The sequence below is a fragment of the Providencia sp. PROV252 genome, from assembly GCF_033676005.1.
Taxonomy (GTDB): domain Bacteria; phylum Pseudomonadota; class Gammaproteobacteria; order Enterobacterales; family Enterobacteriaceae; genus Providencia; species Providencia vermicola.
Map to the genome: position 1 here is coordinate 1,226,899 of NZ_CP096294.1, position 14,803 is coordinate 1,241,701.

Annotated in this window: 14 protein-coding genes; 10 read left to right on the forward strand and 4 right to left on the reverse strand. The window is 42.2% G+C overall.

The genetic code is table 11. From position 1 onward, the window contains the following. The first annotated feature begins 159 nt into the window (after positions 1-159). Both tauD and M1F05_RS05400 read left to right on the forward strand, forming a co-directional pair. Positions 160-999 (forward strand): taurine dioxygenase, encoded by an 840-nt coding sequence (tauD, locus tag M1F05_RS05395; protein ID WP_206085366.1) that lies wholly within the window; start codon positions 160-162, stop codon positions 997-999. Between the two features lie 211 nt (positions 1,000-1,210). Further along, positions 1,211-2,809, forward strand: a complete 1,599-nt coding sequence (locus tag M1F05_RS05400; RefSeq protein WP_206085367.1) for an ABC-F family ATPase — start codon at positions 1,211-1,213, stop codon at positions 2,807-2,809. Between the two features lie 80 nt (positions 2,810-2,889). On the opposite strand, the gene M1F05_RS05405 is transcribed toward M1F05_RS05400, so the two are convergent. The 3 genes from M1F05_RS05405 to moeA form a co-directional block, all read right to left on the reverse strand. Then, entirely contained in the window at positions 2,890-3,225 is a 336-nt protein-coding gene (locus M1F05_RS05405; RefSeq protein ID WP_206085368.1) for a zinc ribbon domain-containing protein YjdM, read from the reverse strand. A gap of 183 nt (positions 3,226-3,408) precedes the next feature. After that, positions 3,409-4,161: a molybdopterin-synthase adenylyltransferase MoeB gene (gene moeB, locus M1F05_RS05410; protein ID WP_206085369.1), complete on the reverse strand. Its 753-nt coding sequence runs from the start codon at positions 4,159-4,161 to the stop codon at positions 3,409-3,411. A 5-nt stretch (positions 4,162-4,166) separates the two neighbouring features. Then, positions 4,167-5,408, reverse strand: a complete 1,242-nt coding sequence (moeA, locus tag M1F05_RS05415) for a molybdopterin molybdotransferase MoeA (RefSeq protein ID WP_206085370.1) — start codon at positions 5,406-5,408, stop codon at positions 4,167-4,169. Between the two features lie 250 nt (positions 5,409-5,658). Between moeA and M1F05_RS05420 the strand changes: the two genes are divergently transcribed. The 3 genes from M1F05_RS05420 to yeiB all read left to right on the forward strand — a co-directional run bounded on the left by M1F05_RS05420 (position 5,659) and on the right by yeiB (position 8,856). Beyond that, positions 5,659-6,840 (forward strand): YbfB/YjiJ family MFS transporter, encoded by a 1,182-nt coding sequence (locus M1F05_RS05420; protein ID WP_272516337.1) that lies wholly within the window; start codon positions 5,659-5,661, stop codon positions 6,838-6,840. A 201-nt stretch (positions 6,841-7,041) separates the two neighbouring features. Next, positions 7,042-7,701, forward strand: coding sequence for a GTP cyclohydrolase I FolE (gene folE / locus M1F05_RS05425; RefSeq protein WP_206085371.1), 660 nt, complete (start codon positions 7,042-7,044; stop codon positions 7,699-7,701). 3 nt (positions 7,702-7,704) lie between these two features. Beyond that, positions 7,705-8,856, forward strand: a complete 1,152-nt coding sequence (gene yeiB / locus M1F05_RS05430) for a DUF418 domain-containing protein YeiB (RefSeq protein WP_206085372.1) — start codon at positions 7,705-7,707, stop codon at positions 8,854-8,856. Position 8,857: 1 nt separating this feature from the next. On the opposite strand, the gene sanA is transcribed toward yeiB, so the two are convergent. Then, positions 8,858-9,562, reverse strand: a complete 705-nt coding sequence (sanA, locus tag M1F05_RS05435) for an outer membrane permeability protein SanA (protein ID WP_206085373.1) — start codon at positions 9,560-9,562, stop codon at positions 8,858-8,860. Between the two features lie 375 nt (positions 9,563-9,937). Between sanA and M1F05_RS05440 the strand changes: the two genes are divergently transcribed. The 5 genes from M1F05_RS05440 (at position 9,938) to M1F05_RS05460 (ending at position 14,783) form a co-directional block, all read left to right on the forward strand. Then, the gene (locus tag M1F05_RS05440) at positions 9,938-10,630 is read left to right on the forward strand and encodes a carbohydrate-binding family 9-like protein (RefSeq protein WP_206085374.1); all 693 of its coding nucleotides are present in this window, start codon (positions 9,938-9,940) and stop codon (positions 10,628-10,630) included. A gap of 170 nt (positions 10,631-10,800) precedes the next feature. After that, positions 10,801-11,718: an N-acetylmuramic acid 6-phosphate etherase gene (gene murQ / locus M1F05_RS05445; RefSeq protein WP_206085375.1), complete on the forward strand. Its 918-nt coding sequence runs from the start codon at positions 10,801-10,803 to the stop codon at positions 11,716-11,718. 58 nt (positions 11,719-11,776) lie between these two features. Next, positions 11,777-13,138: a PTS transporter subunit EIIC gene (locus tag M1F05_RS05450; protein ID WP_206085376.1), complete on the forward strand. Its 1,362-nt coding sequence runs from the start codon at positions 11,777-11,779 to the stop codon at positions 13,136-13,138. 17 nt (positions 13,139-13,155) lie between these two features. After that, positions 13,156-14,001 (forward strand): MurR/RpiR family transcriptional regulator, encoded by an 846-nt coding sequence (locus M1F05_RS05455; protein ID WP_206085377.1) that lies wholly within the window; start codon positions 13,156-13,158, stop codon positions 13,999-14,001. Beyond that, positions 14,001-14,783, forward strand: a complete 783-nt coding sequence (locus M1F05_RS05460) for a sulfite exporter TauE/SafE family protein (RefSeq protein WP_206085378.1) — start codon at positions 14,001-14,003, stop codon at positions 14,781-14,783. Before M1F05_RS05455 ends, M1F05_RS05460 begins: the two co-directional genes overlap by 1 nt. Positions 14,784-14,803 lie beyond the last annotated feature (20 nt).

Here is a 14,803-nt window from a genome sequence, read left to right on the forward strand (position 1 = left end):
GATATATCCTATTTTACATATAAATTAGCAATCTATTACTAAGATAATTATATTTCTAATATATTGTTTTATATTAACTTTATTTTTTTTGATATTTTTTAAAAGCCTAATTTAGATTACTTTTATTTTTACATTAAAACTGAAGTGATTAGGAATTATATGGAATATCCTTTTAAAATAAAGCGAGTCTCACCCGCATTAGGCGCTCTCATCAGTGGTATCGATTTATCTCAACATATTGATGATAAACAGTTTACAGCGCTGAACTATGCGTTGCAGGCATATCATGTCCTTTTTTTTAGAAACCAACCTATACAACCTGAACAGCAAAAACAATTAGCTGAGCGGTTTGGTTTATTACACACACATCCCATTTACCCTCATACGCCTGAATGCAAAGAAATAATGGTACTTGATACGGATGAACAGAACCCACCCGATAACGACAATTGGCACACTGATGTTACATTTATTGAAACACCGCCAATGGGGGCGGTATTAGCGGCAAAACATATTCCAGAATTAGGGGGTGACACATTATGGGCCAGTGGTGTGGTGGCTTATAGTGCATTATCTGCTCGGTGGAAACATATGCTAGCGGGTCTTCAGGCAGTACATGATTTTACAAAGTCATTCCCAGAGTATCGTTTTAGCCATTCAGAAGAAATTCATTCGAGATGGTTGAAAGCCAAAGAAAATAGCCCACCCGTATCACACCCTGTCGTTAGAACTCACCCAATTTCAGGGCGAAAAGCGTTGTTTGTTAATGAAGGCTTTACTACCCGTATCATTGGGTTAACGCCCAAAGAGAGCGAAATAACATTAGGTTTTTTGTTCCAACATATTAATAAACCAGAGTTTCAGGTGCGTTGGCAATGGCAAAAAGATGATATGGTGATTTGGGATAATCAAATCACTCAGCATTATGCGACAGCAGATTATTTGCCCGAAAGGCGTATTATGCACAGGGCAACAATCATTGGCGGCGTACCTTATTAGAATGATTGCAGAATGACAATTATCAAAAACAGAACAAGATCTAAGCGCTCGATTATGGCATAATGCGCCGCTATTTATATCCGTCGTATTACATATCATAGAAATCGCTGTTTTCTTTACTGTTTAAAGCAGTGTTAGTGTTGTTGGCTTTTTCTATGATGCGCATTCTTTAAGACAGGTAACTCTACACCGTTTAATTTAAGGCATAGCAGTGTTAACAACCAACAATATCACTATGCAGTTTGGCAGCAAGCCACTGTTTGAAAACATTTCAGTTAAATTTGGTACAGGCAACCGTTACGGTTTGATCGGCGCAAATGGTGCGGGTAAATCGACGTTTATGAAGATCTTAGGTGGCGATTTAACCCCAACAGCGGGTAACGTCAGTACAACAGATCCGAATGAACGTATTGGTAAGCTTCGCCAAGACCAGTTTGCATTCGAAGAATATACGGTTCTGGATACGGTCATTATGGGCCATACTGAACTGTGGAATGTGAAACAAGAGCGTGATCGTATTTACGCACTACCTGAAATGAGCGAAGAAGATGGCTACCGTGTTGCTGACTTGGAAGTCGCATATGGTGAAATGGATGGCTACAGTGCGGAAGCTCGTGCGGGTGAATTATTATTAGGTGTAGGCATTCCTGTTGAGCAACATTATGGCCCAATGAGTGAAGTTGCACCAGGCTGGAAACTACGTGTATTGCTGGCACAAGCCTTGTTTTCTAACCCAGATATTTTGTTACTCGATGAGCCTACGAACAACTTGGATATTGATACTATCCGTTGGTTAGAGCAAATCCTGAATGATCGTAACTGTACTATGATCATTATTTCCCATGATAGGCACTTCCTCAACACAGTTTGTACGCACATGGCAGATTTAGACTATGGTGAGTTGCGTTTATTCACGGGTAACTATGATGAATATATGATTGCAGCGACACAAGCGCGTGAGCGCTTACTGTCTGATAATGCGAAGAAAAAAGCGCAAATTGCTGAACTGCAATCTTTCGTTAGCCGCTTTAGCGCTAACGCATCTAAATCAAAGCAAGCGACATCACGTGCACGTCAAATTGATAAAATTCAATTGGATGAGGTTAAAGCGTCTAGTCGTCAAAACCCATTTATTCGTTTTGAACAAGAGAAAAAACTGTTCCGTAATGCCCTTGAATTAGAGGCAGTAGCGAATGGTTACGATCAAGGCCCACTCTTCAAAAACGTTAATTTACTGCTTGAAGTGGGTGAGAAAATGGCGGTTATCGGAGCCAATGGTATTGGTAAAACCACTTTCTTAAAAACCTTAATGGGTGAGCACCCAGCAACAAGTGGGATGGTTAAATGGTCAGAAAATAGTCGTATTGGTTATTATGCACAAGACCACGCAGAAGATTTCGAAACTGATCTAAATGTTTTTGACTGGATGAGCCAGTGGAAAAACGAAGGTGATGATGAGCAAGCGGTGCGTAGTATCTTAGGCCGTTTATTATTTTCACAAGATGATATTAAGAAAAAAGTGAAAGTGTTATCGGGTGGTGAGCAAGGCCGTATGCTATTTGGTAAGTTGATGATGCAACAACCAAACATTTTGATTATGGACGAACCAACCAACCATTTAGATATGGAATCTATCGAGTCATTGAACTTAGCACTGGAGATGTACCAAGGAACGTTGGTGTTTGTTTCCCATGACCGCGAGTTTGTCAGCTCATTAGCAAGTCGTATTTTAGAAATCAAAGAAGATAAAGTGATTGATTTCAAAGGTACTTATGATGAGTACCTGACAAGTCAAGGCGTTGTTCTTTAAATAAGCTTTTCTCTAACATAAAGCCCCAGTAACGTGTATGTTACTGGGGCTTTTGTATTTAAAACAGAATTAGCTTTAACTTAGTTCTTTTTCACAAACTCAGATTTCAGCTTCATTTGGCCAAAACCATCAATTTTACAATCGATATTGTGGTCACCTTCGACTAAGCGAATGCCCTTGACACGGGTACCGATTTTGAGCATGTTAGAACTGCCTTTAACTTTCAGGTCTTTGATTACGGTGACTGTGTCGCCATCCGCTAACAGATTGCCGTTGGCATCTTTAACAATCAGTTCATCAATCTCTGCCACGGGTTCTGCGTCATTCCATTCGTGCGCACATTCAGGGCAAACATACATATCATTATCAGTATAGGTGTATTCAGACTGACATTTCGGGCAAGGAGGGAATTGCATATTCATACTCTCAGTAGCATTATAAAATAATAAAACGTGGTGATATTTATACGTACAGGTACCACAAAAGAGGGATAGTATAAGCTCAAAGGGCCATTAATTTGTTTTTTCGGAATAATCTTAATTTTGTGCTTGGAAAGAGATTAATTAGGCAAAAATATTTTCGCCTAATTAAATAACTAGCTAGTTTGAGTTGCAGACTTCACAGTGCGGGTCTTTGCTCAGTTTAAATTGGCGAAAATCCATCGCCATCGCATCAAACAATAAGACTTTGCCTGAATTCACTTTGCCATAGTTGGCGAGGAGTTTAATGGTTTCCATTGCCTCTAATGTGCCTATAGTCCCAACTAGCGGAGACATCACCCCTGCCTCGACACAGGTTAAGCTATTTTCCCCAAACAAACGGCTTAAACAGTGGTAACAGGGGGTATTATCTTCATAAGTAAAAACAGACAGTTGGCCTTCCATACGAATGGCTGCGCCAGAGACTAACGGTGTTTTCTGCGCTAAACATAAACGGTTAAGTTGCTCACGAATAGCGACGTTATCGGTGCAATCTAAAATCACATCATGGCGAGTGATTAATTCACTAAGCTGCGCATCTTCAAGTTTGGCATTAACCGTATCAATATGGATATGTGGATTAATTGCACAAAGTTGCCACTTTGCAGAATCGACTTTGGGTTCGCCAATTGTGGTATCACGGTGCAAAATTTGTCGCTGTAAGTTAGAAAGCGATACGGTATCAAAATCAACTAATGTTAAATAACCAACACCCGCCGCAGCAAGGTATTGCGTTGCCGCGCAACCTAGCCCACCTAAGCCAATGACCAGTACTTTGCCCGCTTTGAGCTTTTCTTGCCCGTCAAAATCAAAACCGCGAAGAATTATCTGACGGTTATAACGCAGCATTTCGTTATCGCTAAGTTCTTGCACGGTAATTATTCGCTTTTCAATAAGTAGTTAAACATTTCAACATCAACGGTTTCACCTGCTTCTACTCGACCACGTTCTCTTTCTAGTACGATAAAGCAGTTGGCTAAGCTAAAGGAACTAAATACGTGTGAGCCTTGATGGCCTGTTGTGGCAACTTGAAGTTGCCCTTGCTCATTGGTACTTAAAATACCGCGTTGGAAATCCAGACGACCAGGCGTTTTTTTCAAAGGTGTGGTGACGGGTACTTTGAAACGTAGTGGGGCTTGCCATTGGCTATTTCCTGCTAAGCGTGCAATCAATGGCTGAACAAGTTGATAGAACGTGAGTGCAGCAGAAACGGGGTTTCCTGGTAAGCCACAGAACCAAGAATGACTCAGTTTACCAAAGGCAAAAGGTTTTCCTGGTTTGATGGCTAATTTCCAAAAACCAATCGTGCCCAATTCATCAAGGATTTGTTTAGTATAATCGGCTTCACCAACAGAAACGCCGCCACTGCTGATCACTAAATCCGCTTGTTGATCTGCTTCAATAAAGGTTTGTTTTAGTTTTTCAGGGGAGTCAGGGATCACGCCTAAATCTAAGACTTCACAATTGAGCTTTTCTAACATCAAGCGAACAGTAAAGCGGTTGGTATCATAGATTTGCCCATCATGAAGTGGTTGACCCACAGCTTGTAGCTCATCCCCCGTTGAGAACACAGCCACTTTTAAGCGACGATAAACTGTCACATCCGCAATACCAAGTGAGGCAATCAACGGTAATTGGGCGGTTGTAAGTAGGGTTCCTGTAGGGAACACTGAACTGCCTTGGGCTATATCTTCGCCAGCTTTACGGATGTTACTGCCTTTTTTAATTGGTTGAGTAAATAGGATGCCGCCATCTATTCGTTCAGTTGATTCTTGCATAACAACCGTATCTACACCTTGTGGAATAGGCGCACCAGTCATAATACGCACGCAACAGCCAGCTTTTAGTTCGCCTTCCATCGGGTTGCCTGCAAATGATTTACCCGCAACAGGCATTGGCGTTTTTCCATCCCAATCTGCAAAACGCAAACCATATCCATCCATTGCTGAATTATCAAAGGGAGGGACATTGATAGGGGAAATAAGATCAGTGGCAATAATCCGTTGCGCTGATGAAGTCAGTGGAATGATTTCTGTACCTACCACAGTTTGGGTTTCAGAAAGTAATTTTTCCAATGCAAGATCTAAAGAAATCAAATCGTTAGTATGACACTGATCCATAAATAATGGCCCTCATTATTGTGAAATGCCTTGAGGCTTAAAATGTGTTCGTAATGCACATTATGGCAGAAATCATGAGTTGGGTGAATGAATAGAAATTGATTACAGATAGCTTTTGAGCAGATATTACGGTTATAAAGAACAAATAAATGCACTAAATGATAAAACGGTTTTTGTTGTATTAATGTTAAATAGTAAAAAAGTAAACTATTCTAGGTGCAATGTTTCTAGAACGTAACGAGTGAGAATTGTGTCAATAAAGCCGATTGTAACCTCACCAAGCCGCAGTGCTGCTGCTTTTCATATTGCTTTTACAGGTTTTCTGTCGTTAATTGTGGTAATGGGAATAGGGCGATTTACGTTAACGCCTCAAGTCCCCCTAATGATTGAGGAACACCAATTAACGTTATCGAGTGCCAGTATTGTGGCTGCATGTAACTACCTTGGTTACTTGCTAGGCTCTTTTGACGCGATGCGAGCACGTTCATATGTAGAAAGGCGTATGTGGTTGGGCGTGTGGGGGGCGGTAGTGATCACGTTACTGAGTGCATTGCTTAATGGTCCGATATTACACAGTATTGCCCGTTTTGTGATTGGCTGGGCAAGTGGCATTGCGTTAGTGTTGGTCGCAGCTTGGGCCAATGAAACCTTGGCGAGACTTAACCGACCAGCTCTTAGTGTGGCGGTATTTGCGGGAACGGGAACGGGAATTTTCGTTAGCGGTATGTTAGCGGTAGCGATCCAACGATGGCATTTAACGGCGAGTGAAGCGTGGGTAATTTATGGTGTATTGGCGCTGATTTTGAGCCTGTACATCAGCCGTTATTTACCTCGCTCGGGGCAATGGCAACGGCCAGCGGGGGAAATTAAAAAATTAACCCTAACCCCTGAAATCAAACGCTTGGTTTGGTGTTATGGGCTCGCTGGGTTTGGTTATATTTTGCCAGCTACTTTTTTATCACAAATGGCCGCACAACGTTTTCCTGATAGCTTATTTGCTCAGTTTGTTTGGCCTGTTTTTGGGGCATCTGCGGTAGTCGGTATATTATTTGCGATGTTGCTGCGAAATTTATCAACAACCCGTAATCGGTTAGCGATTAGCTTATGGCTACAAGGGATGGGGATATTGCTTGCAGAAGTGATCCCGAGTATTTCAGGGCTGGTTATCTCTGCAATATTGGTCGGAACAGGGTTTATGTGTACAGTGCAATTAGCATTACAACTTGGCCGCGAGTTGGCACCTGATCACAATCGTTTTATGGCGGGGCTGCTGACTACCTTTTACGCTATTGGTCAGTTAGTTGGGCCAACACTGTCATTTATTTCCACCGCTTTAACAGGAAAATTAGAGCCTGCGCTGTATATCGCATTTATCGCATTGGTAGTGGGGGGATTATTGGTTTACTGTCGCGGAAGCAAACCGATTTATTAATAAATATTTAGCTAATCATATTTTATAAATGATAGTGATTTGCCGTAATGGGTTTACCATAGTGAATAATGTTGTTGATGCGAATGCAAATATTTCACACATGTTGTAACGGTTGTACTGGATTATCTGCACCTGCTGTTTTAGAGTACGGCGCACACCTGCATTTTTATAAAAATAGTCACACCATTTGTGGAGGATCACATGTCATCTCTCAGTAAAGAGGCCGAATTAGTTCACGCTGCGTTGGAAGCCAGAGGGTTAGAGACCCCTTTGCGTATTCAGCCAAAATCAGGCGATGAGCGTAAGCAACTGATTGAAGGGCACATGACAGAGATCATGAAGCTGCTCAACCTTGATCTAACTGACGATAGCCTCGCTGACACGCCTCGTCGTATTGCAAAAATGTATGTTGATGAGATCTTTTCAGGATTGGATTACGCCAATTTTCCTAAAATCACATTAATTGAAAATAAAATGAAAGTGGATGAAATGGTGACGGTTCGTGATATCACGCTAACCAGTACCTGTGAACATCACTTTGTGACTATTGACGGTAAAGCGATAGTGGCTTATATCCCAAAAGATAAAGTGATTGGGTTATCGAAAATCAACCGTATAGTGCAGTTTTTCTCCCAACGTCCGCAAGTTCAAGAGCGTTTGACACAGCAAATTTTAGTGGCATTGCAAACATTACTTGGAACCACGAATGTGGCGGTTTCCATTGATGCGGTACATTACTGCGTAAAAGCGCGTGGCATCCGTGATGCAACCAGTGCTACCACCACAACATCGTTAGGTGGGTTGTTTAAGTCGAGCCAAAATACACGGCAAGAGTTTTTACGTGCGGTTCGCCATCTATAATCTATGGCAATCATTACATCATCAAGCCGTATCAAGCAGCTTGATACCGTTCGTGGCATGGCAATTCTTGGTATTTTTTTATTAAATATCTTTGGTTTTGCTTTGCCATTAGCGGCCTATCTAAACCCTTATTACACTGCCAGCACACCACCTTCTGAAGCCTTTGTTTGGATTGTATTTAATCTGTTTTTTCAAGGGAAAGTCCTCGCTATTTTTTCGATTTTATTCGGTGCCACATTAGCGCTATTGCAGCCTCGAACTTTAAGGTGGAACCATCAACGTTTGTCTATTTTAGCCTTATTTGGGGTGATTCACGGCATTGGTCTTTGGGATGGTGACATTCTACTGGCTTATGCATTAACGGGGCTGGTGGCTACGTATTTATTGAATCAATACGATGATAGGGCGTTATTGAAAATAGCGGCATCCATTTATTTCATTGGTTTACTTATTCTGCTTATTTTAGGTTGGGGAGTTGACCCTCAAGGTTTTTGGCAGACCTCAGATGAACAAATATATTTCGAATACAGTGCAAAAACAGTGGGTGGTATTGAGGGCATTATTTATCGCATGAAAGAAATCCAAGCGATGCTTCAAATGCTATTTATTCAGTATGGTTGGCAGCTTATTGCATTGATGATTATTGGAGCATTATTAATCCGAAATGGTTGGCTACGAGGGCAATTTAGTGCCATGCATTATCGCCGTATGGCGCTGTTTTTTATTGTCCCTTCGCTGCTTATTCAAGTGGTTGCGTTATATGGGCAGAGCCAGTTTGGATGGAGTTATTTTTCTACCTCAATTATTGGCTACATCATTAATGAGCTAGTCATTCCTTTTCAGGCGCTGGGTTATATTGCCTTGGTATATGGTTTTTGGGGGCAGATTCAGCATGCTGTGGTTATTTCATGGTTACAAAATATTGGTCGAATGGCGTTGAGTAACTACATTTTACAAACGCTGATTTGCACCACTATTTTTTACCATCTGGGGTATTTTGCGCAATTTACCCGTTTTGAGTTATTGGCTTTTATCCCGCCTGTTTGGTTGGCAAATATTTTGTTTTCGTATTATTGGTTACGATTTTTCAATCAAGGCCCGCTTGAATGGGTATGGCGGAAGTTAACTGAGAAATTAAACCAAGTGAATGGATAAGTTAATTTAATTTGCTGACTTCATCAGGTGATACGGCTGGGTAGCCTTTGATGCCATCTGGCATTTTTATCGGAGCAGGAATGGATTCTTGCTCACCTAAAAACTTCGGTTCACGTTTTAAAATATACACATCAGCGAGAGCGCCTAAACGAGCGAACACTTCACGGACACGAACTTTGAACATCCCAGCAGGTGCTGGAACCGCATAGCACTGTGCATCAATCCCTTTATGTTTAGCGATAAAAACGGCACGCTCACAGTGGAAGCGTTGCGTGATGATCGTGAAGTTATCGGTATCAAACACTTTTTTGGTACGGACAACCGAGTCTAAAGTACGGAACCCCGCAAAATCCATCACAATCTTAGAGGCTGGAACACCCGCTTTAATTAAATCCTTACGCATATTGATGGGTTCATTGTAATTATGAGCGCCATTATCACCACTGAGTAGCAAATATTTTACTTTTCCACTGTGATAGGCTTGTGCCGCGCCATTGATTCGGTTGGTGTAATAGAGGTTAGTGGCGCCAGAGGTGTAGTATTTGGATGTGCCAAGTACCATGCCAACATCACGGGCAGGTAATTGCGCTACATCTTCATAGATATAGGGTGCAGTATCCCAGCTAATCCAGCGATCAAGTAGAATAATGGTCGTAACTGCTATCCCTGCAAGAATAAGAAGACCAATAAGCAGACGTTTCCTCATGTCCTAGCCTTGAAAATAAAAATCATAATAAGAAGGTGTTAGCCTCAGTAGACTCGCTTCTAGGCTACTTGACTTAAATTAGTGACGCAAGTCGCCCAACGTAAAGTCATGTCAATGTTGAGGACAGATTCAAAGTTGACCGCTATTAAACCTAAAAATCGATTTAAAATTAATCAGATATTGGATGAAAAATGGGTGAGTGAAGATTATTCAAACAGTGAGTTGCTTCACAGAGCGAAATTTTTTACCACAGATTGTCTGTTTGTTTTGAAATTTTAATTCTATATTTAATATAGATGATGAAATTTCATTTCTTTTGGGGTGGGAATCATCAGTCCATAAAACAAATATGAAAATCTGATACGTGAGGGAAATATGAAACTGACCACATTACTTGCCGCTGGTGCGATGTTAGTGACAGCCAGTGTTGCGGCGAAAGAGTACCAAATCAACCATACTGATCAATTAAAATCACTAAATGATGCACAAAACGAAGCCGTATGGCAGCAAGCTGAAGTGTTAACCGACTTTATTTATCCATGGGAAAAAGAAACACCACCAAAAACCGACTTCCGTGCGCTTTGGAGTGATGATGCCCTTTATTTTCGCTTTATCGCGGATGATAAAGACATTCAGCTAGGTGATAACGCCGATAAAGACCAAGCGGTGCTAGATTCTGACCGTGTTGAACTGTTTTTTGCTACCAGCCCTGAGCTTAAACCTTATTATACTGCGGAAATGGACCCAAAAGGCCGCACGTTCGATGCAAAAGCCAACTACTATCGTGAGGTTGACCCAAGTTGGAACTGGGAAACGTTGCAAACAGTGGGGGAAATGACACCGAATGGCTATGTATTAACAGGGAAAATCGATTTGGATGAATTCACGCGTCTAAACCTGTGGCAAGACAAAGACAAGCAAACGTTAATGTGTGCTATTTTGCGTGGTGAATTCAGCGCGGGTGAAGAAAAACAAGTTCGCAAATGGATTAGCTGGATTAAACCAGATTCTGTGAAACCAGATTTCCATATCCCATCAGCCTTTGGTACCTGCAAATTTGTGAAGTAACCTGATAGCCGGTCTTTCATGGCCGGCAAACACATCATTTTTCCTTGAATGAACTGTGAGAGCGATCATATTCGCTGACGAAAATATTCATTTGTTGTGATTTTATTTGAAATTAAAGTTCATATATAGTAATTTTTTATGAAATATAATTTCAATGTGAGGGCGTTTTAATGTCTCTAGCGGAAAATACACTGAGCGACTGCCTAAAAAATGAATTCAACCATGAGACATTACAGTTTTCACGGTTGGAAACGTTAGCGATGGCTACTGCGATTAACCAAGCGGATGCGACAGTTGCTGGGGCTATCCAACAAGTTCTACCGAATATTGCGCAAGCGGTTGATGCTATCGCACAGTGCATGAAACAAGGTGGACGGCTATTTTATATTGGCGCAGGTACCTCTGGTCGTCTGGCGGTATTAGACAGTGCGGAGTGCCCCCCAACCTTTGGTACCTCCCCTGAATTAGTCCAATCCATTATTGCAGGTGGCCATAATGCCATGCTAAAAGCAGTTGAAAATATTGAAGATTCAACGGATGCGGCTATTGATGAGTTAAAAAAACGCCACCTCACTGCAAAGGATGTGGTTGTCGGTATCGCGGCGAGCGGGCGAACTCCTTTTACCCTTGCAGGTATTGAGTATGCCAATGAAGTTGGGGCGCTAACTGTCGCGATCACTACGCGGGGTCATGGGCTAATCAGTGATGTGGCGAAATTAGCTATCGCTCCTGACGTTGGGCCTGAAGTGTTATCGGGCTCAACACGGATGAAAAGTGGCACTGCACAAAAAATGATTTTAGGCATGTTAAGCACATGTGTGATGGGGCGTTTAGGACGCATTCACACCAATTTAATGGTTGATGTTGTCGCAAGTAATTATAAGTTATTGCGCCGTGCAGAACGCATTGTCAGTGAAGTTTGCGGTATTGATACCGAAGCCGCAGCACAGTTATTAGAGCAAGTGGACTACCATCCGCGACGCGCAATTTTGATGTTTGAATTACAAATTAATGCACAGCAAGCAACGGAACTCGTTCAACAACATCCAAATACTACATTGGATAGCTTGTTAGAAACTCGCCGTTAATAAATGGGAAAATGCGGGTAAGTTATGGAAATAGCTTTGCCAACATTAGGGGAACGATATGGCTAATAAAATAGAACATCTGGAAGTACTCGCCAGAGAAATAGAAAAATATGCGGGCGGCTTTGAGAACGTGGCAACATTGACTCACTGTATGACTCGCATCCGTTTAGTCTTAAAAGATAATGAAAAATTTGATGCCGAAGCTTTAAAGCAAATTGAAGGGGTAAAAGGCGTTATTTTTAACGGTGAACAACAGCAAGTGATCGTTGGTATGGGAACTGCGGCAAAAGTGTTTTCTGTGATGAATAAACGTATGCAAGGCAGCGGCGCAGCAAGCATAGAAAATACAGAACCTGAAAAGAAAAAAGGTTTCTCAATTCGCCGTACCCTCAATACATTAGCCGCGATTTTCGTACCAACCATTCCTGCACTAATTGGTTGTGGTCTGATTATGGGGCTGATTAATATCGTCCGTTTAGTCGCACCTGAAGTGGTCGATCAGTTCCCTGAGCTGTTCAAGTTATTGAAGTTAATTGGTAGTGCGGTGTTTGCTTACCTATCGATTATGATTGGGGTTAATACCGCAAAAGAGTTAGGGGCATCAACATCGATTGGTGCTGTGATGGCAGGCTTGTTGTCAATGCCAGGGTTAGCGGATATCACTTTATTTGGCTCAAAATTAGTGCCAAATAGCGGCGGTATTTTTGCGGTCTTGATGGTGGTGGTGTTCTCTTCCAAATTTGAAGTGTGGTTTAGAAGCATTATCAAAGAGAGTTTAGATCTGATAGTGACGCCATTTGTGACCATTTTAGTCTCAGCGATGGTGGCAATTGCGGTATTCCAACCTGCGGGTCATTATTTAAACCAAATTTTGGCGCAAGGGGTCTCCGTTGCGTTATTAAATAGTGGTGGCGGTGCGGTCGCAACGGGGGGGATCTTAGGCGGCAGCTTCCTGTTCTTATTGTTAACAGGTTTACACCAAGGCTTAATCCCAATCCACGCAGAAATCTTACAAACTTTTGGTTTAAATTACTTATTCCCTATCTTAGCCATGGGCGGTATGGGGCAAGTGGGTTCTTGTTTCTGGGTATTCTTAAAAACCAAAAACCAACGCCTGAAAAAAACCTTAGTCGGTGCGTTACCTGTGGGGATCTTTGGTGTGGGTGAGCCGCTGTTATTCGGTGTGTCATTGCCACTAGGCAAACCTTTCATTGCGGGTTGTATTGGTGGTGCAGCGGGCGGGGCGTTAATGGCGTTTTTCCATGTGGGTATTATCATTCCATTTGGTACCGCAGGGTTATCGTTAATCCCATTAGTGGGTGATGGCCAAATCCTTGATTTCCTCATTGCTGTTGCAGGTGCATGGATTGTCGGATTCATTGCCAGTATGATAATAGGCTTCACCGATCCTGAAAAATAATTAAATAAGGAATAGCCATGTCGACACTGACGGTAAAACTGGAAAGCTTGCAGACAAGAGGTAAAGGCACTGAACAGCGGATCGCGAAATTTTTACTTGATAATCGCGAAAGCTTAATTGCCATGAATGCTGCTGAGTTAGCTCAAGCGGCAGGGGTTAGTAGCGCGTCTGTTATTCGCTTTTCACGCCAAATGGGTTACCGTGGCTATCCTGAATTTAAGGTGGATTATCTCTCCGATGAGAAGCAACACAAAGCGGAAAGCCTGTATGGTAATTTGAGCCGCAGTGATGATACGTCTCAAATTATTGCAAAAACGGGGCAAATGTTTATTTCAGCGATTGAAAAATCCCTTGAGCTATTAGAACCGTCAACGGTTGATGAGGTCGCTAAGCGTATGGTTAATGCCAAACGTATTGTGTTGTTTGGGATTGGGTCTTCAGCGATTGTAGCGAGTGATATTTTCCATAAACTGATCAGGGTAAACAAGCACACATTATTTAGCTATGACTTGCATGTTCAACTGAGTTATTCTGCAAATTTGAGTGCCGATGATTTTGCAATTGCAGTGACTGCGCGTGGAAATACACAAGAAATCAATAACATGTTGCGTTCCGCTAAAGAAGCAGGTTGTTCTACTGTTGCCTTATGCCGTTTTGGGCAAGATGAAGCGACAAAGCTGGCCGATTTCACTTTACCGTACTTTTATGATGAACAGCACACGCAGCTTGGGGTCATTACCCCACAAGTTTTGCAGATGGTGACGTTCGATACGCTGTTTTTTAAATACCTTACTCTCGCAGACAGTGATGCTGATACAGCACTGCAAAAAGGGCGGCGAGCCCTGATACAAGGCAAGAATTAATGATTTTAACGGAGTTAGCCATCGGTGCAGTGATCGGATTGATTATTAGCACTACAGGAGTTGGCGGTGGGGTGATTGTTTTGCCAATACTCACCTACTTTTTCGGCTTAAATGCATTAGCTGCGGTGGCAACAGCGAACTTTTTATCGATGTTGATGAAAATATCCTCCTCATATATGCACTTTCGCCTCGGGAATATCCCATTCAAAGGGGCAATGATTGTTTTAGCAATTATGTTGCCAAGTACGTTTTTAGCCAGTTTGTTGGTGACATGGCTGGGTAGTCTTGAGGGATATGAAAAACAAGTTGAGTGGGGGATTAATCTTCTCGTTGCAGCTGCAATTATTTTTTCCCTTTATTTATTTGTACAGAGAATGTTTTTCGCCGCGCCAGCAAAGATAACTGTAGTGCAGGCCTCCCAATTGAAGTCCATGGCACTTCCTGCAGTATTAGCGGGGATTGTTCTCGGGGCGACAGGGGTTGGCGGTGGCGTGGTCGTCTTGCCCATGTTGTTACGTTACATGCAATTGAATATTAAGCAGGCGATAGGCACCTCGATTTTTGTCACAACGGTATTGTCGGGGTCATCGGCACTGGCTTATGCGCAGGAAGGGTATACTGACTTAAAACTGGCGCTTATTTTATGTGTGGGCGCATTGATTGTCATGCCAGTGGCGAAATATTTGCTGGTTCACCTGTCAGAGCGCACATTTCAATACATTACCCTGTTACTGATCACCTGCAGTGCAGTCATGATGACACTGAATTTATTCTCTTTTTAAACAGATAGCCCTATTATTGA